General features: G+C 36.6%; 10 protein-coding genes. All 10 read right to left on the bottom strand.

Annotated features, from left to right (window positions below; translation table 11 throughout):
* Positions 1-22: 22 nt before the first annotated feature.
* Positions 23-3,556: a malectin domain-containing carbohydrate-binding protein gene (locus RT99_RS16050; RefSeq protein ID WP_042565774.1), complete on the bottom strand. Its 3,534-nt coding sequence runs from the start codon at positions 3,554-3,556 to the stop codon at positions 23-25.
* A gap of 403 nt (positions 3,557-3,959) precedes the next feature.
* On the bottom strand, positions 3,960-6,686 hold the full coding sequence (locus RT99_RS16045; RefSeq protein WP_052483722.1) for a glycoside hydrolase family 20 zincin-like fold domain-containing protein: 2,727 nt from the start codon (positions 6,684-6,686) through the stop codon (positions 3,960-3,962).
* Positions 6,687-6,864: 178 nt separating this feature from the next.
* Positions 6,865-7,758, bottom strand: coding sequence for a sugar phosphate isomerase/epimerase (locus tag RT99_RS16040; protein ID WP_042565773.1), 894 nt, complete (start codon positions 7,756-7,758; stop codon positions 6,865-6,867).
* 125 nt (positions 7,759-7,883) lie between these two features.
* The gene (locus tag RT99_RS16035) at positions 7,884-9,029 is read right to left on the bottom strand and encodes an exo-alpha-sialidase (protein WP_042565772.1); all 1,146 of its coding nucleotides are present in this window, start codon (positions 9,027-9,029) and stop codon (positions 7,884-7,886) included.
* A gap of 137 nt (positions 9,030-9,166) precedes the next feature.
* Entirely contained in the window at positions 9,167-11,929 is a 2,763-nt protein-coding gene (locus RT99_RS16030) for a glycoside hydrolase family 78 protein (RefSeq protein WP_042565771.1), read from the bottom strand.
* Between the two features lie 182 nt (positions 11,930-12,111).
* Positions 12,112-13,677 (bottom strand): glycosyl hydrolase family 65 protein, encoded by a 1,566-nt coding sequence (locus RT99_RS16025; RefSeq protein ID WP_042565770.1) that lies wholly within the window; start codon positions 13,675-13,677, stop codon positions 12,112-12,114.
* A gap of 194 nt (positions 13,678-13,871) precedes the next feature.
* Positions 13,872-16,328 carry a glycoside hydrolase N-terminal domain-containing protein gene (locus RT99_RS16020; RefSeq protein ID WP_042565769.1) on the bottom strand — a complete coding sequence of 819 codons (2,457 nt, stop codon included), beginning with the start codon at positions 16,326-16,328 and terminating at the stop codon, positions 13,872-13,874.
* A 91-nt stretch (positions 16,329-16,419) separates the two neighbouring features.
* Complete coding sequence (locus tag RT99_RS16015) at positions 16,420-17,847, bottom strand: S9 family peptidase (RefSeq protein ID WP_042565768.1); 1,428 nt, start codon at positions 17,845-17,847, stop codon at positions 16,420-16,422.
* Between the two features lie 117 nt (positions 17,848-17,964).
* Positions 17,965-20,646, bottom strand: coding sequence for a glycoside hydrolase family 78 protein (locus RT99_RS16010; protein WP_242607221.1), 2,682 nt, complete (start codon positions 20,644-20,646; stop codon positions 17,965-17,967).
* A gap of 244 nt (positions 20,647-20,890) precedes the next feature.
* Positions 20,891-22,753: a six-hairpin glycosidase gene (locus tag RT99_RS16005; protein WP_042565766.1), complete on the bottom strand. Its 1,863-nt coding sequence runs from the start codon at positions 22,751-22,753 to the stop codon at positions 20,891-20,893.
* Positions 22,754-22,847 lie beyond the last annotated feature (94 nt).

Below are 22,847 nucleotides of genomic sequence, written 5' to 3'. Positions count from 1 at the left end.
GTGCCTTCGTGGCAAAACCTCGTTATTGAAATTCAAAATTATCCAACATCAACCCCTTCAAATCATCTCCTTCCAAAGTAATTTTATACGTTCCTGCATTTATATATCCGCCTGATGTCGTATTCAAAACCTTCCATTTTTCAGGTGAAGGAAAAAATTCGATTGTATCGTTACGCATTAAAATTCCGTAGGCATCTTCCATTTTGAATTTTACTTTTAATGGCGTTTCGTTTCTGTTCATGAATTTAAAACGCATTAAATAAATTCCGGCAACTCCGGGTTTTACTTCAAACTCAATGCTGTTATTTGTTTTTTTTGTAAACTCTATATAATCAGCTTTTTTAAAATTTCCTTTTACAATATCGGTTCCAGCTGTTTTGGCATTTTCTGCTTCCAGAACTAAAGTCTGACGCGAATCGTCTTTTTCGCCCATATCATAAATAGGAACGACAATAATAGAATTCACAATTTCTGAATTATCAAAGGTGATTTTTTCTCCTTTTTTTACTTTTTTCGAAAAAATACCAAATTCAATAGTACTACTATTTTTTGCCATTTCTTCTGATTTTTTATAATCAGCTAACCAGGCAAATTGTGTTTTGATTGTATTGTCAATCAAAAAATAAACATCCGAATCTTCTTTAACCGTAAACGAACCTGAAACTTTTGATTTGGAAGAAAACTGCAAATAATCTGCTCCAAAAACCTCCGAAGGCAATTGGGTAAAAATAACATCAGCATCAGAATATTGTTTGGAATTTATATCCAACCAAGACGCAACTCGACTAATCGTTTTATCGTAAGAACTTAAAACCAGATTCTGAATATTTTTTGGTGATGTATCTGCCGGTTTCTCAAATCTCTTTTTAGTTCCGATTGCAATGGCAGAAATTATGGCTTGCCCCGATTTTACATTTGGGAAATTAATGCTGATTTTTCCGTTTTTGCTTTTTACCAAGAAGGTTTTCTTTAAGGCTTTATCATGTCCGGCTTCTCCCCAAATATCAAAATCTTTTAAAACAACATTGTCATTAATGGCAACATTAAACAAACGCCAGCCTTTGCAATTTAAACCGCCGCCGGTTCCGTACCAAGGTTCTGTAAAATACAACTCAACCAAATATTCGCCATCTCCAACAGGAAATTCATAACTTAATTTATCAACTCCGTATCTGAAACTTTGAAATAATCCAGGATCTTTTGTTCCCGAAATTGGATCGAAAGTAGTTCTTTGGCTCGCATAAAAATCCGGTAATTTCTCAAATTTATCTGTCCATGACAAAGATCCCCAGGTATATTGTCCGTTTTTGTGTGTATCTGTAAACCAGGTATTTCCAGCTGAATCTGTAAATTCAGAACCTCCACAATTTACCCTGTAAATATAATTGTATCCTTTTTTTGCTTTCGTAATATCAGCCTGATCTGTATATAATTCGTTTAAATTTGGCGCTTTTGGAAGTGTGTTTAAAACCACATAATCTTTTGCAACCGCTTTTCCGTTTACATAACCCACGGCATACAAAACATTGTATTGAATATTGACATTATTAAACTGAAAATGCTGTCCCACTCCAGGATTTTTTAGTTTTCCTAAAGATGATTTATCAACATCATTAAACAACTCAACTTCATCACAATTGGAGTAAATATCGATTCCATTTTTGATACCTGCCGAATCCCAACGACTTGGCCAGGAATGCGAAACAATATAAACCATCGGATTTGTTTTGTTCGAAACATAATTGGCGCGGTACATATAATACGCGTCCAGCGGTTCTCCCCAAACCGTAAAAAGTCCTTTGTAATTGATGGGTCCAACCTTATCTATATCACGAAATCCTTCGCCATTTTGAGAACGTCCCGGATTTTCATGCGATGCAAAAAGCCAGTTGAATTGTCCCGCGATTTTATCTTTTACAGATTCGGCTTCGCGGACTTTGATTTCCATTAATTGCGAAAATCTGTTTTCGCTCAAAATTCCTTTTTGATCAAATTCTCCTTCGGTGTGTAAATCTGCAGTTCGCCATGCGCCGTATTCTCCGTTTAAGAGTTGCGTGCTCATTTCGAGATTATATTTTAAAGGATCACCGCCGTAAGTTCCGGACCAGTTTTGCACGACATTCCAGTCTGTTCCTTCACCGCCGTTGCAAGTGGTTACAATTCTTTGAGAAGCAGATAACGGATCCATTTCACGAATGATTTTCGTGCATTCTTCTGCAAATTCCTTCGGAATTGTGCTTTCATTCTGTAAACCCCACATCACGACAGACGGGTTGTTTCTGCGTTCTTTAATCCATTCGCGTAACAAGGTTTTAAAATTCTCTTTAAATTCTGGCGTATCATACCAAATATGTGCCGAAAACTGACTCCAAAAAAGGATTCCGTTTTCGTCTAATTCTTTTTGATAAAGTAAATTATGTGGCTGATGCGCTTCTCGAAACGCATTAAATCCTGCGGCTTTTATCTGCTCGATTCTGGCGTGAATTTGTTCATCTGAAAACGAATGACTGTTTCCAATCATGTGTTCGTATTCGCAAATTCCGTTTACAAACAAAGGTTCGTCATTAATATAAAAACGATTATCTTTTCCATCACGGCTAACTGGCCAACTTACCCAACGAATTCCGTATGGCGTTTTTAATTGGTCAATTTTCTTTCCATTTTCGAAAATGGAAGTCACCAACTCGTATAAATAAGGACTTGACGGAGACCACAATTTTGGATTTATAATTTCCGGAAGTGTGTGTGTTATTTCTTTTGTTTCTCCGGAAATGGTTTTGACATCGATTTTACTTATAGCAACCTGTTTTCCTGCAGCATCAAAAAGTATATTTTCGATCGTTAAGTTCCGATTTGACTTTCCGTAATTTTTAATTTCTGTTGTGGTATGCAGAATCGCTTTTTCTTTAGAAATTGATTTATCATTCCAGATATGAACACCAAAAGGCTCGATACGAACCTCATCTGTAACAATTAACGAAACCGGTCTGAAAATACCAAGCGGCTGAGATCCTTCAGAAAATCCCCATTCGCCGGAACAGCCACCGCAAACCCACGGAAGATCTGCAATAAACGACGGATGATCTGCTTTGACCATTATTTTGTTTTTCCCATCAAAAGAAACGGCGTTTGTTATATCGATTGTAAAAGTGGTTCTTCCGCCCTTGTGTGAGCCGACTTTTTTTCCGTTTACCCAAACTGTGGCATAAGAGCCAACTCCTTCAAAATACAAAAAAAGGCGTTTGCCTTTGTCTTTTTTATCAGCTTTAAAAGTTTTATGGTACCAGGCAGTTCCGTGCAAATTGCCGTGTTTCATTCGGCGGTAACCGTAATATTGATCCCAGTTATGCGGTACATTTACATTTTGCCACTGTGAATCAATTTTGGGGTTGTTCACAAAGCTTTCATCTTGCTGAACGGGATTATTTAAGATTATAGTTTCCCAAGATGAATTCAGCGAAATTTCTCTACGTAATTCCGCTGATGCATGTTTCACCTGGCTCTGAGCAGAGCAAAAAACTAAAAAAAAATAAATAAAAAAAAATGTTTTCTTCATGCTTTTTTTGACCCTGCGAGGTTTCCAAAACCTCGTAGGATTAATTTTTATAACGTTGACTTTGAATACCTACAAGGTTTTGAAAACCTTGTAGGAAAGTGTACTTCTCGTTTATTTGTCATTTCGACGGAGGAGAAATCACATCCAGAGAGCAACGTACTGTATGGTTACGTTATGTGATTTCTCCTCCGTCGAAATGACAAGATTGTGTATTTTATTTCTCTTAATTTAGACCTGACAGGTTTTAAAAACCTGTCAGGTCTAAATTAACTACGAGTTCGCGTGAGGGATTGAGGCGGTATCCTTTTATGAAAGTCCCGATGGCTATCGGGACGGAATAAAAGATATAGCAGAAAGCCCGACCCGGAGGGGCACGCCCAAATTAAACCCCTTATACTTATACTTAATAAAACAACCAGTCAATCGCCCCTTTTTCTCCGGCATCAATATAACCCACATCGCGTGGCGTAATGGTTTGGTTGGCGTCTATAAATCCTAAAATCAGCACTCTTCCTTTTCCTAAATTCAATTCGTTTTCGCCTGGTTGAAACGTGTAGGTATGAATGTTTACACGAGGTAATTCTTTTAAATTCATAGCGCTTGCCAAAATTACTTCGGCCTGACCGTAAGCGTTTCCTGCTGCATCTGTTTCTAAACTTGGCGGAAACAAAAATCGCTTTTGATCTGAATTGAAATACCCAACAACCAATTTTACGGGTTTAGTATTTTTAAATTTCAGATGCGTTCCTTTCTCGTTTTGCGCTGTTTCCTCAAATGCAATTCCTTTCAGGTTTTGTAATTCAGGAGCTATTTTCGTCAATTCAGAAATTGGCGTTCCGTACACTTTTGTACCATTTTTTACGGCATAAGTTCCTTTGTTTTCGCTTAATAAAGTTACTTCTGCAGTTTGCCACGGCTTTCCTTCTTTGGTTGCAATTTTACCATCTTTTGATGATTTTAGCAACTCTAAATTTCTTTTAAAATTAACCAATTCACGTTCATAATGCGGTAATAATTCTGCCCATGTTTTGTTGTTTCCGTCATCGCCTCCAATCGGAATTCGGCGTTGTGCGGTTTGCATGCTGTTGGCGTATAGATAACTATCTTTCGTTAAATTTACTAATGTTTCGTAATATTCGATGCTTTTCTCTAAATGTGGAAGTGCTTTATCCAAATCTGAAATATCATTTGAATAACTGTATCTCAACACCAATAAGGCTGCTTTTACCTTTTCTGAAAAGAAATCGGCAAAAGCTTTGTAAGCATGCATATCGTTTTTAAGACGTAGAAATTCTTCTTTGTCTTTGGTTACGCTTTTTTCGGCTTTATCGATCGCTTCAACCGCTAATCTTCCGTGTCCGGTAATTTCTGCAATAATCTGAGTTGGAAGTTCGCCAACATGCGGTTCATGGTTCCATTCTTTTTTAGAATACTCCAAAAGCAATTCGCCAACTGGTCCGCACGATTCATGAAATCCCGGATAAACACGCCATTTTGCCGGATTAACCAATTGGCTTTCGAACATTCCTAATAATAAAGTCTGACGGTTTCCTTCTGTGATTCCGAAACGTCTTAATGTTTTTGGAGCAATTTCTCCTGTTTCATCATACGCTTTTTGAATGTTATTTGCCGCTTCTAAATCAGTTCCGTATTTAGCAGCCAAATCTTTATCCCAAAATTGAACTTCTTCTTTTCTGTCTCTTTTACTGTCCCACGCATATCTTGCCCATGCTTTGTACCAAATCCAGTCACGATCCATTTCCAGTAATCTTTCGCCTGTTTTTGTTTTATCTGCAGAATACGGCCAATCCCAATACGAAGCCTGCGGATATAAATGCAGTGCATTTGCGCCGTGAACGCTGTGCATGGCTTTTACCGTTTTCTGGATAAAATCTGGTGAACCGTATCTGAAAGGTTCTAAGTTTGCCAGAATATGTACGTTTTCTATATGAATCGATTTTAAAGCGCTTAACTGTTTGTGCGTTTCTCCCCAAGGTCCGCCTGGTGTGTAAGTCGTTAAAGACTCTCCGGTATATTTACTTTCTGTATATAGATTTTTGTATAACGGAAGTGATTTTTCCATCACCAAAGGCCCGTCTGTATCGTGAGAACGCAGGATAATTGGTGGTTCCTCTGTTTTTCCTAATGCTTGCAATCCATCGCGAACGCCTGGAATAATGGTTTTCGTAAACCATTCTACATCGTCATCAACCGTATTGATTGCTTCTCCCAAACAAACCATTAATCCAACATTTGGATATTTTTCGATAAAAGCCGCAATAGATTTTCTGGTATAGTCTGAAAGTAAAGGCGTAATTGGTCTTGAACGGTCTTGTGTTTTTATGTTATAATGCTCTGCAAAAGGCTTAGAAACAATAATATTATAAAACATTTGAATTACCCAGATGCCTCTTTTGTTGGCTTCTTCGGTTAGGAATTTATAGATTTCTTCGTTCTTTTTAAAATCTTCGTCGCTAACTTCTACAGCAAAAGGATATTCTTTTAATTTTACTAAAGACGCAAAAGGATGTCCGTTCCATAAATACAACGAGTTCATTCTGTTATCGACCAGCATATCCAAATACTTTACCCATAGTTTTTTATCGTAAAACCAAGGGAACGTTTCAGGCGTATACGGATATTCGTAAACATCACGTCCCGGAAGGTAAACAGGTTTCTGCATTCCGATACAAGCTCCTCTCAAAACCATTTCCGGACTGTCGTCAATATTAATTTCTGACGGAAGTTTTCCTGAATCTTTGATACGATCTGCTAATTCTAATGCGCCATACAAAGCTCCAGAAGCATCTGTTCCTTCAATATAAATGATATTTTTTTGAGTGCGAATTTGAAAGCCTTCTTTTTTAGTCAGTTTACTATCGTCGATTTTAGCGCTTTTTGCATTTTGTTTCCAAAAATCAGTTCCTTTTTCACCAATAACAATGACTTTGTCTTTCTTATTTATTTTATCAGAAGGAGTTACTTTGAAGCCTTTTTGAGATAAAATTTCAGATAATTTCTCAACTCCAAACTGCACTCTTGGCGATTTTGAATCACTAACAATAGTAATGTTTTGCGCTGTTGCGAAAGTGGTGTAAATCGTTAAAAAAAGTAAAGTAAAATATTTCATTGTATTGTAATTTTTATTCTTTGCTAGATAAATTAAATCTGCCAAATCTGCTTAAATCTGTGTAAATCTACGTGAAAAAATGGCACGCAGATCGGGCAGATTTAAGCAGATAAACGCAGATTAAAAGTGTGAACTTGTAATGTTTAACTTTTACGTAATCAGCACTTTTACAAGCTTATTAATTCTGAAAAATCTTTTTCAAATAGGCCACGTTTGCGCCATAATTGGCTTTTACGTTATGCACTTGTGTTACGTCACGAGAGCGCTCTACAATTAGCCAGCCGCTCCATTTCATTTCGTCCAGCGTTTTTTTGATTTCCGGCATATTGATCATCGTATCATTTTCAAGCCAGACTTTATCTGTATTCGAAGCATGAATTTGAGCCAAATGTTTTTTGCCTAATATTTTTAGTTCCGATGGAATATCTCTTCCGTTATCTGCTGCATTGGCAAAATTGAAAGAACTTTTGATGTATTTCGAATCTATTTCTTCTAGTAATTTTTTCTCTTCTGTAGCATTTAGCGAAGTTTCAATCGCGATTACACCGCCAATTTTACCTACTTGTTTTCCTGCCCATTTTAATCTTTCAATAACAATCGGACGTAATTCCGGATTTTTAACCAAATCACTTTCTGTTCCTAATGGAAGATAAGCCACTTTTACCTTCATGTCTTTCATTGCTTTTACGCAATCATTAATCATAGGTTCGATGGTTTCTCTTTTGGCAAAAGACTGCGCATAGAATCCGGACATGGCAATAGAACTGATTCCCACATGCAATTCTTTAGATTTATCGAGAAACTTTTGTCTTTCAACGGGATCTCCCAATTTGCTGTCAAAAGTTGGTCTTTTTCCTAAACCGCCCATGTCCAGTTCTATTCCGTCTGCTTTGATTTCGCTTGCCAAACCAAAAGCGCCTAATTTTTGTCTTTTTAAAATCATCCAATCGCAAACCGCAACTTTATATTTTTGTTTGTTTGATGACTGAGCTGTTGCGCAACTATCGAAAGAGCAGGATAAAACTGCTAAGATTACGATAATACTGCCTTTCTTAAAATAAGCTAAATTCATAAATATTAGTTTTTTACCATTAAGATATTAAGAAAGTTAAGTGTGCTGCTTAATAAACTTACTTTATGATCTAAGAAAATTAAGTTTAATGCAACTTAATATCTTAATGGTTAAATTTTAAAATCTTATTCTTCTTCAGCCTTAACAGCGGTTACGACTTTGTTTTCGTCTCCAGGCCAGATTCCGTTTTTAATTGGAAGCGCTTTTAATTTACTTGGATCAACTTTTACATATTTCAGTTTTTCTCTTCTCCAAGTGTAAACAATATGCACCATTCCGTCAGAACTTTGAATCATAGAAGGATATGAATATTGACTGATTTTTGAATCTTCTAAAACCAAAGCGGCTTTCCAATTAATTCCATCATCAGAAATTGAAACATTCAAAGGCGTTCTTGGACCTTTTGCTTCTGTTCCCGGAGGCAAAACGTGATTGTAAACAAGTAAATGTTTTCCGTTTTTAAGCGTTACCGCATCTGTTCCGGAGTTGTTATTTGGCAATCCGATCAATTCTACATCAGACCATGTTTTTCCGTTATCCTTAGAAAATGTGCTAAAAATAGCTCTGTTTCTGGTTCTTCCAATGGCTTGGATACTGCCATCTTTGTGGAATAATATACTTGGCTGAATGGCGTTGATTTTTTGTTTTCCTCTTGGCAGTGTATCACCCATTATCCATGTTTTGCCGAAATCCGGAGTAGATTCCATGCGAAGTCTCCAACCGTCTCCTTCAATACTTGACGGACATAATAATGTTCCGTTGCTTAATAAAACCGGTTTATTTTTGATTGGTCCTAAAAATCCATCAGGCATTTTTTTAGCCTCAGACCAGGTTTTTCCGCCATCAGATGAAGTTCTGATTACTCCCCACCATTCCGATGGTTTTGGACCGATTTTGTAGAAAAGCATTAAATCTCCACCCGGAATTTGATACAGAACCGGATTCCATGTTGGTAATCTCGGGCCTTCTTTCATCACACCATCGGCAACTTTAACGCCTTCGCCCCATTTATCACTTCCTTTCGGCTTGATGCTTACATAAATACAAACATCAGGATGTCTTTCGTGCGTTCCTCCAAACCAGGATGAAACTAAATCTCCATTTGTTGCTTCGACAATTGTTACAGCATGGCAAGACGGGTAAGGCGCTTTATCGTAAATAAATTCATCTACCAAAATACCTTCTTTCCAAGTCTTTTTTTCTAAAGCCGATTTACAACTTCCTAAAAGGAAAAGTCCAAACAAGACAAATGTCAATTTTATGATCTTCATTCTTAATTTTATTTTGAATTAAAATTTTGGATTATAAATACATTCCTAATATTTTTTTAGGCAAAAATATTTATTAAGTGTAAAAATAACACTAAAAATTTAACGATGTATCCTGTACTGTCCCGAATTGTCTAAAATTAACGCTTTACGACGATAGTATAAGATCCGGATGATAAATTAAGAACCAAGTTCTTGTTTTCAATTTTATAAGAAGATGAAAAAGCAACGCTTAATTTTTGATTATTAATAGTTACAGCTGAAACATCAGACGTTGGCAGATAAATTATTGTGGAACTATTCGCCGGAATATTTATTTTCCAATCGAGTTTATTTTTAGCTTTTTTCCAATCACTTTTAATCAAACCATAAATAGATTCATAAGAAGCATTTACAAAACTCAATCCGGCTTCAAAATCAGGTTTCATGATAATTTGTTTGAAACCCGGAGTTTCAGGATTACTCTTGATTCCTGCTATATTTTCATAATACCAAATCAATAAATCGCCCAAAAGCATCACATGGTTTTGCGAATTCATTTTAGGATCTGCGGTATTTCCGTTCCATAACTCCCAAATCGTGGTTGCGCCATTTTTCGCCATATAACCCCAACTCGGATAAGTATTATTTGAAGCCAGTTTATAACTTAAATCCGGTCTTCCAAATTGAGATAACGTTCGCATTAAAAATTGAGTTCCAATAACGCCCGTACTTATATGACCTTTGTACGTTACCTCAACTTCATGCACAATATTGTCAAATACTTTTGACTGAAGATTTTCAGGAACCATTCCAAAAGTCAACGGAAGCAAATTTGCTGTTACCGTATTATTTGCATATTTATTTGTTTTTGAATCGAAAAACTTCGCATTAAAAGCTGTTTTTATTCTTTCAGAAAGTGAATCGTAATATTGAATATCTTCCGAATTTATCCCGTTAATTGTTGCAAACTTTTTCATTTTTTGCAATAAATGATAATAGAATGCGCTCGCAATTAATTCTCCATTTGTGGTTCTGGTCGAATCTTTGGAATGAATTAATTCTAAAGATTCCGGCGGAACACACCAGTCTCCGTATTTGTCTTTGGTCATTAAATCGTTAACCAGATAATTTTCTTCCATGTACACAATCCATTTTTTCATCGATGGATAATGTTTTTCGATTACTTTTTTATCTCCAAATTGCTGATACAGCATATCTGCAACTGTAATATACGTTCCCGGCCAGGTTACATTATCACCGTAATAACGCCAAAATGCCGGTGCAACATCCGGAATTCCGCCATCTGCGGTTTGTGCATTTTTAATATCATCAAGCCATTTGGCATACAACGTCTGGTTATCGAATAAAAAACTTTCGCCATAAGCTCCCGTCGTTCTGTCGCCCAACCACGGCTGACGCTCATTTCGTTGCGGACAATCGATTGGCATTCCTTTGTAATTTCCTCTAATTCCCCAATAGGCATTCTTAAAAATCTGGTTCATCACAGCATCCGAAGATTCAAAAGTTCCAATTGTTTTGATGTCATCGTAAACCACTTTTCCAACAAAATTATCCAAAGTTGGTTTTGTCGAAAATCCTGAAACTTCTACAAAACGGAATCCGTGAAATATAAAAGTCGGTTCCCAAATTTCTTCTCCTTCGCCTTTTAAAGTATAAACATCTGTTGTTCTGGCATCGCGTAAATTATCGATATATAAAGATCCATCGGTTTGTAATGATTCAGCAAATTTCAACGTGATTTTGTCGCCGCTTTTTCCTTTTACTTTCAATTGCAGCCAGCCTACCATATTTTGACCCATATCGAGAATATAAGTTCCTCTTGGCGTTTGCTTGATTGAAATTGGTTTTACTTCGCCCATTATTTTCATATTCGGCGTCATTTGTGCTTCATAAAAACCACCCGGTTCCTGAACATATTCTGCTGTTAACCAAGTTTTATCATCAAAATTGGTGGTGTTCCAATTTTTCATTTCTTTTCTCGCGTCGTATTCTTCACCGTCGTATTCATTGTTCGATAAAATCGGTCCGTTTGTGGTAACTTTCCAGGTATCATCGGTTCTAATTACGTCTTTTGTTCCATCCGTATATTCAACAAAAAGCTGCAAAGCCATTTTTGGGTAACCAAAAGTTTTAATTTTATACGGTTTATAATCCTGACGCATCGTAAAAAAACGTCCGTTTCCTAAAATCGTTCCCAACATATTTTTTCCTTCTTTCAATTGCGAAGTCACGTCAAAAACATTGTATTTTACATTTTTTGTATAATCCGTAGGAACCGGCGCCAAAACCTGATCGCCAATTTTATTTCCGTTAATGTACAATTCATACAAACCCATGCCCATTATATATACCTTCGCATTTTTAATTTGTTTTTTTAAGTTGATTTCTTTTCGAAGATATCTCGCCGACAATTTTGAATATTGAGAAATACTATCTCCGGCAGAAGCTTTTTCATAACCAATCCAGCGTGTTGATTTCCAGTCGGCATAATTTAAAATTCCCATACTAAAATTCGCCTTTTCTTTCGATTGAATTTCCCCTTTATTCGTCCAGACGGTTACTTTCCAAAACGCATTTTGTTTGTCGTCAAGTTTTTTTCCTTTATAAATAATATTGACAGATTCATCATTTTCAATTTTTCCGCTATCCCATAAATCGGCATTATTTGAATTTAAGTTTTCTAAAGTCGAAGCCACAATAATTTGATACGCCGTTTGTTTTACATCATTTACATCTGCATTTATTTGCCAGCTCAATCTTGGTTTTACAACATCAATTCCTTCCGGATTGTTCAGCATTTCGCATTGCAAATTGGTAACGCTGATTTTATTTTGGGCTTTCGCCGAAAAAGAAATCAATGTTATGATGATGAATGTTGTATGTAAAAAAAACTTTTTCATAATTTTTGTTTAACCAATGTAAAGTCCCAGAGGGACAATATATTTATAGATTTTATAATAGTAAGTTCATTAAGCCCCAGCGGGGCGAAATAATTCCTAGTCTGTGTCGCTCCGCTGGAGCTTTTTATCATTCAGGTCTGTATTTGCTATAAATATTTTGCTTCTCTGAAGCTTTTTAAAATTTACTCCGAAACCAATCTTTCTAGCTTCTCAGAAACCGCAATTTCCTTACCATTTTTAAAAATCCTGAATCCTTTTCCTTTATGATATTTTTCTCCCGTTTTATCCCAAAGAATCGTAATAATATTGCCGTGATACAAAACATTATCCAAACAAAACCAATCCCATTTTTCCTGCGGAATTAATGGATTCACTTCTATTTTTTCATCTACTCTTGGGCGCAAACCAACCAAACCGGTAATCATCAAATCATTAAAAGTCGAATGATTATAGTAACGGCTTCTTTCTCTGTCGCCCATCAACCAATATCCTGTTGTTTCGTCTAAATATTCGCCAACATACGGTTTTCCACGGTAATATTGCGACTGCACATACAAATCCATTTGTTTGAAATAATCGGTTTTGGCAACAAAATTCTGATCGTAATTGTTCAATACATTTGCCAAAGCGGTCAAAGTTTGCGAACTGGCAAAAGGCCAAATTGCGCCGTCCCATTCACAAGTTCCAGTTCCGTGCGTTCTAAAACGCGGGCTTCTTCTTTCAGCCGTTGTTAATCCAAAAGGTGCCGAAAATCCTTTTTCATCTTTAATCTGTTCCCACGCTTTCTCAAAACCTTTATTTTTCTGTGGTAAATTAAAATACCACGGAATAAATCCGATGGCTTCCCGAACCTGCGCTAATGTATCTTTTTCTGTAAAGGTCTCAAAGAATTCACTTTTAGGATTCCATAGTTTTGTTTCTACTAATTTTTGAAGCGTATCTGCTTTCGCTTCAAAATAACTTTCTTGTTTGACGTCGCCTTTCATTTTGGCAATTTTCGCCAAAGCGGTTGCATTTCCAAACATATAACTATTAATTGTTGGGCGCGCATTTCTAAATTTTCTGGCACCACTCAACGATTCTTCCATTCCGTCTTTTACATCAAACTGCCAGAATAAGCCGTCTTTTCGTTTTCTGTCGCCTTCCCAAGCTCCATATTCTGCAACCAAATCAGGATACATATCCAATAAAAATTTGTCGTCTTTATTTACTAAATACCTGTTGTACAAAGCATCTGCAGTCCAACTGCTAAAAGTTCGAAGCTTTTTCATCGGTTTGCCATCATTTCCTCTAAACCATAAATGAACATCCTGCTCCAAATATTGCGGATCATGAACCCATCGAAATTCATTAATATGATGTCCCAACGCACAACTAATCATATTGTATTTATCGGCATAAGAACGATCTACCAAAAACTCTGTAATCGCAAATCCCTGCGGAGTTTTCTTAATATGTTTGCGCGCGCTCCACCAACGGAAATAATAAATCTCCTCAAAATTTTGCTGCGGACATTCAAACAACGGAATATTCTTTTTCATCCAAGTCCAAGCCGAATCATTCGGAATCGCAAATTTTAAATTCTCATCTTCCATGGTGTTGAAATAATCAACATAATGTTTGAAGTTTTTTTCTTTTAAAATAACCGCTTTTCCTTTTTGAGAATAGTCCGCACCAGATTTACAGCCGTTTAAAGTTGCAATCAGGATTATAAAAGCTATTATTTTGTATTTAAAATGATGTAACATTATTCTTTTTTTTATTTAATTCTTTTTCTGCGACTAGTTTGTCATTCCGAGGAACGAGGAATCTCCGCAAGTAACTCTACAATCAAAAGCACCAATCTTTGTCGACCCAGCAACGGGGATTCCTCGTTCCTCGGAATGACAAACTGGACTTGCTACTTTATACCTAACAGGTTTTAAAAACCTGTTAGGAGAACCTAATTCCCTTTAAAAGTATAAGTCTGCCCTGCCTTCATTTGAACATCATATTCATTATACTTTGGCAACATAACTTTCTTCAAATTCGCTTTTTCAGATATGATTGGTTTATTCACTTCAACATCATAAAATAATGGATTTGTATTTTTCCCTTTTGCTTTTTTAAGCGACGATCCTTTTAACGTATTCTCTACTTTTAATCTACAGTTTCCTCCTATTTTAGAATAAATTTTTAGTTCAGAAACTTTATTGTTTTTCCAGGTCATATCAATTACAAAACCACCTCGCGAAACCAAACCTTTTACACTTCCATCTTTCCAAACGTCTGGTAAGGCCGGCAATAAATGTATCGCATCTTCCTGACTTTGCATCAGCATTTCGGCAATTCCGGCAGTACAGCCAAAATTCCCATCAATTTGAAACGGCTGGTGCGCATCTAACATATTTGGGTAAGTTCCACCACCTTTTCTTTGGTCGGACGTTACCAAATGCAGTTGATCCTGAATCAGTTTATAAGCATGATTTCCATCTAATAATCTGGCCCATAAATTTACTTTCCAGCCCATCGACCATCCTGTCGATTCGTCTGTTCTATATATCAAAGATTGTTTTGCTGCCTCAAATAATTCAGGAGTTTTCACTGCCGAAATCTGATTACTTGGATACAATCCGTACAAGTGCGAAACGTGTCGGTGATTGTCTTTCGGATTATCCCAATCGTCCTGCCATTCTTGTAACTGACTGTGTTTCCCCACTTTCATTGGAGGCATTTTTGCCAGCGCTTCACTTACTTTTTTTACATAAGCAGCATCTGGTGAAACCAATTTGGAAGCTTCAATAACATGCGTAAATAAATCAAAAACCAATTGATTATCCATTGTCGTTCCGGAAGCAATTGTCGCTTTTCCGCTTCCACCCGCATGTGTGTTCTCAGGTGAACTTGAAGGAACTACAACTAAATATTTTGTATTTGGATCGATAACCATAAAATCAAGAAAGAAATCTGCTGCTCCTTTCATGATCGGATAAATTTCTTCTAAATATTTTTTATCACCGGTATATAAATATCTTTCCCATAAATCCTGACAAACCCAGGCACCACCCGTTGGCCACATTCCAGATGCAGCAGAATCAACCGGAGCGGTAACACGCCAAATATCGGTATTGTGGTGTAAAACCCAACCGCTGGCATTGTACATCATTCTTGCTGTTTCTGCTCCCGTAACGCTTAATTCTTTTGCCATTTGAACAAAAGGTTCATGCATTTCCTGAAGATTGGTTACCTGTGCAGGCCAATAATTCATTTCGGCATTGATGTTTGTGGTGTATTTACTGTCCCAGGGTGGCGTAACCATATCATTCCAAATTCCTTGCAAATTCGCAGGTTGTCCGCCAGGTTGTGAACTCGATATTAAAAGATAACGCCCAAATTGAAAATACAAACTCGCCAATTGCGGATCAAATTGTTTCGAGAAATCTCTGATTCTTTCGTTGGTTGGTTTCTTAGCCGCGTCGTTTGTTCCCAAATCAAAAGAAACTCTGTTGAAGAATTTTTGATAATAATCGACATGCGCTTTTTTTATAGTTTCAAAATCTTTGGTTTCGGCTTTCGCCAAATATCCTTTGCTTTTCGCAATTTCATCTTCTGAAATATCCTGATAATTTTTGAAATTCGTTGCGATCGAAATGTATAAAGTTACTTCATCTGCTTTGTTAATACTTAAAACGCCGTTGCTCGCGTCAATTTCGCCACCTTTATTTTTAGCCGTTAACCTTCCCTGAAATTTTACTTTTCCTTTTACCCCTTCAAAATTGGTTCCCAAACCAGAAAGTATAATTTGGTTTCCTTCAGTTGAAGCAACCGTTTTATCAATTGGACTATTCATAAAAACATTACACGTAATTTGTCCTGGTTGACTTGCCGAAAGTTTCACCGCAATAACCTGATCTGAAAAAGCCGTTAATATTTCTCTTGTAAATTCAACGCCGTTTACCGTATATTTTACCTTTGCCGTAGCATTGGCAATATCTAAATCTCTATAATAATTGGTATATTTTTGATGTCCCGGAAATGAAATATAAACACTTCCAAAAGTTTGATACGGCATTCCGTCATTGGTTTGCGACATAATATCCTGTGTAGCCAATTCCTGAGCTTCATCAAATTTTCCATCAAAAATTAATTGTCGAACAATCGGCAAAGCTTTTATCGATTTGGTATGTGCATTGCTGTTTGGTGAACCAGCCCAAATCGTTTCTTCGTTCAACTGCAAACGTTCCACCGCCGGATCTCCAAAAACCATCGCACCCAAACGACCATTTCCCAAAGGCAAAGCTTCGTTCCAAATCGCAGCTGGTTTATCGTACCAAAGTTTTAAATCACTATTACTTTGCGCTGTTGCAGCACACGAAAAAATTCCAACACAAATCGCGGTTATTTTATTTTTTAATTTCATAGAGTATATTTTTTTTGCCACAAATTCACGAATTTTTAATTATTAAAATTGGCTTAAAATAATTCGTGAATTCGTGGCTATCTTTTACATCTTACTTCTTAACTTCATAAATCTTATTATTTTTCTCTCCAAACATTTCATATAATTTGTCGATATCTTTCAAAGCATTTTTAGGCAAATTTTCGGCTTTATTGCCAAAAACATATAATTTGTCATAAGGTTCAATCACACAAGTTGATTCGTCGATTTCGCCTTTTTCGTTCTTTACTTTATTCAAATCCAAACCTAAATATTTCGCCATAAACGGATACAAAGCCATACGTTTTGAAATTCCGAAATCATGTCCTTCTTTTGCAAAATGAGCGTTTTCTACCAAATCTTTTTTACCGTACAATTGATAAGTTCTTTGGATAAAAGGAAATTCCAATTCCGGAACTGCCAATGTCCAGTCTTTTCCGTCAGAAACAATCAATTGTGGTTTTGGCGCCATCATTGCTGAAATTTCGGCATTGTTTGTTCCGTTTCCGCAAAGGTGAATTCCGCGCCCGCTTTCACAAGGACATCCTCCAGAAAAATGAGACGAAACCATTACAACCGGAGCAGAAACCGTAATTCTATCATCGATTGCCGCCAAAAACATAGTGTGAGATCCACCGCCCGATCCGCCTGTAACGCCAACACGTGACATATCAACATTTTTTTGAGTCGATAAATAATCCAATAAACGGATTCCGCTTAAAACTTGTACCGTTGATGCAATACTGTTTCTGTGCGTTTGTTCCGGAAATTGTAATAATGATTCTCCCCAGGCAAACAAATCGTAGCTGACAACAATTGCACCCATTTTAGCCAAAATAGCACAACGATATTGTTCGTCTTTTCTATATCTCCCGTCCCCAAAATGTCCATCAGGAGTTAGAATTACCGGAGCTTTTTTATTGAAAGGATACGGTTTATAAATCGAACCTGTTACATAAACGCCCGGCAGAATTTCCAATCCGATATTTTCGACACTGTAGTCTTTATAAATTCTTTTTGGAGTTAAAAGTGGCTTAGACTTTGGTGTTGGGGGCGCCTTGTCTAAACCAAATGATGTAATCATACAAGCTTTTAACTCCGTTTTACGTTTTTCCCATTCTTCTTTAGTTGAGTAAAGGCTTTCCAGATAAAACAATCGTTCTTTTCCTTTATCAACTGAAACTTTATGGTTTTCATATTTTCTTATAATATAAGTTCCGTCCGGTTGTTTAAAATACATTAATTCAAACGGCGCTAAAATATTCGTCAATGAGATTGGTAAATTTCCTGGCTCAATTCTCCAATCAGCATAATCGAGTTCTTTTCCCTTTAATAAACCTCGATCGTCGTTGATTGTCACATGAAAAATAGTTTCAATCTTTTTTAAGGTTTCTGAAACGGGTTTTCTGTAATTTTCATCAGACGTTATTTGCGCATTTGCAAAACTCACTGCAAAAATTGAAAGTAATATTGCCTTTCTTATGTTTTTTAATTTCTTCATTTCTTGTTGTTGACATTGGCACGCGGATGACGCGGGTTGAGCGGATTTTATTTTGATAGTTTAAAAAAATCTGTGTTCATCTGTTGAAATCCGTTTGATCTGTGTGCCAATTTATTTTTATATTTTACATTCAATTGTATATTTTCCTGATCCAAATCTCAGGTATTTAGTTACTTTTCCGTTTACTTTTACTTCTGTACCCGCTGCAATTGGCAATTTTATGGTTGCCGATGTATTCACGGGAATCTCCACTTTCAGAATTAATTTACCATCTTTCTTCTCCCATTCCGAAGCAATATTTCCATAAACAGATTTGTAAGTTGCTTTTACAAAAGTCATATCGCCCACCACTTGCGGCTGAATAAAGAAATGTTTGAAACCCGGATTTTCAGGATCAGGAACAATTCCGGCTAAACTTTGGTAAAACCATTCTTCGATTTGTCCCATCATAAAGTGATTCCATGAATTTCCTTTTCGCGGATCCCATTGTTCGGTTAAAGTAGTCAGCCCAAATTTGATCTGAAAACCATAACCCGGCGCATCGTAATGATTGTTCATTTTGTACATCATTTCGTTTTCGCTATTTTGTGCCAAAGCCTGAAACAAATAACGATTTCCAACATCGCCCGTTGTTAATCTGTCGCCTTTTGCTTTTATATCTGCTAATAAATTCTGCATTACAGCCGCTTTATATTGTGGTTCTACAATATCCATATAAACTGGAACAGCGTTACTAAACTGGCTGTTTGTGCCATATTGTTTGGTTTCGGGATTGAAGAATTCCTTATTGAAAGCGGTTTTAATATCAGAAGCCAAAGTTTCATATTCCGAAATATCTTCTGTTTTGTTCAACAATTTTGCCGCTTTTGCCACCAAACTTACACCATAAAAATAATGCGAAGTCGCCGAAAGTGCAATCGGACTATTTTTTGAATATCCCGCCGCGTGTGTTCCGTAATCGTACCAATCACCAAGTCCGTGCGACACAATATGATCTTTTGCTTTTGTACCTAAATAATCCACGTATTTTTTCATTACCGGATAATATTTCTCTAATAAAGAAGCGTCTCCATAATATTCATAATACATCCACGGCAGAATTACTCCGGTTACGCCCCACTCTGGTGAATCTGTAAAATCACCTCCAAAAACTACATACTCAGGAACGATTGTCGGTATTAAACCGTCTTCTCGTTGCGAATCTGAGATGTTTTGCATCGTTGCCGGAATAAAACTTTCGAGATTATAATTGAACATTAAACCCGGTCCGTTTAAGTGAATTTCTTCCAGCCAACCCAATTTTTCGCGTTGCGGACAATCGGTAAAAACACTCTGAAAATTACTTTTTATGGAGTTATTGATCAGTTCATGCGCTTTATTAAAAATGGTATTTGAAGATTCAAAAGTTCCTGCTTCGCCAGCGGAATTATAAATGAAATTTGATTTTAAATCCAACAGCGTCGGCAAGTTTTTATCTTTGGTTTCTTTATAATTAATATTCTCAATCTGCACATATTGAAAACCGTAGTAACTGAATTTCGGCTGCCATTCTTCTACGCCATCTCCTTTTAAAGTATAGTCATAATAATAAGGTTTTCCGGATCTTCCCTGTCCAACGGTTCCGTCATCATTTAAACTTTCGCCAACCCAAACGCGAACGGTTTGTCCTTTTTTTCCTTTTACTTTTACAGTCGTAAATCCCGAAAGATTTTGTCCCATATTAAAAACAAAAAAGTTAGGTTTAAGTTCTTTAAATGCCGCAACATCATATTGTTTCTGAACCGTAATCTGCGGCGCAATCTGAGCTCTTAAAACTCCTTTTGGTGCTTCCTGAACAACAATTTTTTTCCAGTTTGAATCTTTAAAACCTTTTGTATTCCAGCCTTTTTGTTCTAAGTTGGCGTTGTAATCTTCACCTCCAAAAATGCTGTTGTAGGTAATTGGGCTTTTGCTGTATTTCCAGCTTTCATCCGATTTTATGATTTCTTCAGAGCCATCTTTGTAAACCACTTTCATTTTGAAAAATAAAGTTGGCGGACCAAAACTCACAAAAAACTTGGTATATCGTTCGGCGAGCGTGTTGTACATTCCGTTTCCTAAAAGTACACCAATTACATTTTCTCCTTTTTGCAATTCTTTTGCCGATAATTCATAAGTATTGTAATTGACCGTTTTGTCATAATCTGTCCATAAAGGCGCAAACTCGCTGTTACCAATCTTCTTCCCGTTAATTGTTAATTCATAATGCCCTAAACCTGAAATATACACTACAGCTTCTTTGATTTCTTTTGCAATCTTAAAAGGTTTTCGAAGCATAATACTTCTGCGTGACAAAGAATCCGAAGCATTGATTATCGAGTCTTTTTTTTCTCTTTTATAAGTCGCCGAGTGAAAATTTCTGCCTTCCGGTAAATGGCTATCTGCTTTTGTAATCGCGCCAATCCAGATTGGTTTTAAATCGGATTCGTTGGGAGCCATTCTGAAAAAAGCAGTTTTACTCCATTTCGAAATTTCACCTTCCTGATTCCAGACTTTAACCTTCCAGAAATATTTGGTTTCGGGTTTTAATGGGCTTCCACTATAAACAATGTGCAAATTTTTATTAGAATTTACTCTCAAGCTGTTCCAAATATCACCTTCGTCAGTTTTTAGTTTTTCCTCAGAAGATGAAATCAAAATCTGATAGCCAATTTGTGATGTATTTGATTCTTTTGCAACCAATTGCCAGCTAAATCTTGGTTGATTTTGAACAACAGCTAATGGATTTTCGGCCATTTCTGTGGTTAGATGTACGGGCAAAATTTGTCCTTTAGAAACGAGAGTTACTAAAAGACAAATTGCTAATAATATGTTTTTGAAAAACTTCACTTTATATATTTTTTCGCCACGAATTCACAAATTAACTCTAATTTATCTTTGTGTTTAATTATTCGAATTTTATACCGAAATTATAATTCGATTAATCCGTGAAATCATCTCAATCTGTGGCAAATAATTATGCCCCCAATGATAAAATAATTCGTGAATTCGTGGCTATTCTGTTTTACATTTTTTTTGTGATTAACGATTCTATATTAAATACCGCTTCTGGAATTAATTTTCCAGTTTGAGGCAAATCATCATAATCGTCTGTATCTGGTGCCGTATCCGGATTTGGAGAATATCTTTGTTCACCTGTGCGGAACATAATTCTTTCAAAACCATCTACCGGCGCATAAAATATTCTTGTTGATTCTTTTTCGTCGTTTACTTTTATCGTGTACGAACGTGTTTTCACATTCAGTTTCACATTTACTTTATATTCTTTTCCGGCTTCGTATTTGGCGATTGTATTAAAACGCGCACCGGTTTTTGTCTTCAATTGTCCGTCTGAATCAAACGTTAATCTTACAGCAGGCAATCCTTGTTTGTTTTGAAATTCCACCTGCAATAAACCGTGATTATTTTGTTCTGGTTTAACGGTAAAAGTTACTTCCATTTTCTCTGCAAACGGAATAACACGTTCAGCACGAGCATAATCAAAATTATCCTGATCTCTTAAAGTTAGCCATTTTTTGCCGTCTTTTTTTTCAATTTTGGTAGATGCCCAAGATAAATCGTAGGTATTCCAAAGCTTTAATTCTTGTCCGTCTGGAAGTTCGTTAAAAATATCATTTGCATTTTCTGTAATAATACTTGTAACTGGAACAGGAATCGACGCGACCCAAATATCTTCTTTGTTTACGCTGTAGCTTACCCAAAGTTTTCCGTCAGGCGGAATTCCGTCTCCTTCAGAAATTCCACGAACGTATTGCGGACCAGCAGATTTGTAGTTGCCACCATAGCGCATCGGACTAATTTCTCCGTGAACCAACAATAAATCTTTATAATTTAAACCATCATCACTAGTTGAAATCGCTAATGGCCAACGGTATTCTGATGGATTATAAACGGTTGCATAACGATTATCAGATGTTTTTTGTCCCCAGATTTTGGCGTTGCTATTTACAAAACCAGGCGCACGAACGGGCATATATTCCCATGATTTTCCGCCATCTTTACTTATCGAAGTCAAAGCGTGTTTCCATAAACCCACCACATCGCCGTTTGGTAAATGATACGAACTAAGCGCTTTATAAGGCTTTTTCAACGGAATTAATTCATCATCGCGATCGGCTTCTTCCACCCATTGCTGTAAAATCAAAGGATCTGAAAGGATTTCTTCACAGGCTTTTTTCAAACCCTTGTCTTTTGCCTGAGTATAAAAAGGAAAAGCCGATTTCGATTTATCCCATGATTTGTTGTATCTGATGAAATAAATTTCGCCAAAACTTCCGTCTTTTTTAATTTCACGAATCACACGTCCAATTCCTTTTCCGTCGTTTGGATCGTCTTTTTCATCCATGGCGATTCCGTAATATGCCAAAGCAAAAAGTCGTTTGTCTTTTGAAGTATAAAAACCCATTCGTTGGTGCATAATCGCATCCAGATTTTTGGCAATGCCTTCTACGCCTTCTTTTTTCCATCCATCAGGAATATGATAAATAGGAAAAATTACTTTTGGCATTTTCCAGCTCACACCATCTTTTGAAGTCATTATTAATGTCTGACTTGGTGGAATATGTTCTCCTGCAGGATCACTTAAATATTGAAGATAAAAAGTATCATTCCAATACGCCATTGTAGGCTGGTGGTTGTATGTCCATCCAAAACCATCTGCTTTTTCCGGATGTTCACGGCTTGCGCGCATAATTTGTGTAGCGTGAACTCCAACCGCCGGACTTAATTGCCCGTGATGATAATCTACATTTGAAAGTGTTTTACCAACATAACGCACGGTGTCATTCTGCGCATTTACAGCTGTACCAATCAAAAGAATTGCGGCTGTAGTTATGATGTTGGTTTTTATGTTTTGGAAAGCAATCATTGTATTAATCTCTATTTTATCTGCTTGATCTGCTAAATCTGCGTGAAAAAATTACTCTCGCAGATTTAGCAGATCAAGCAGGTTTTTAATTTTT

Source organism: Flavobacterium sp. MEB061 (assembly GCF_000834715.1).
In the GTDB taxonomy this organism is placed as follows: Bacteria; Bacteroidota; Bacteroidia; order Flavobacteriales; family Flavobacteriaceae; genus Flavobacterium; species Flavobacterium pectinovorum.
This window is presented reverse-complemented; position numbering and strand designations above follow the sequence as displayed.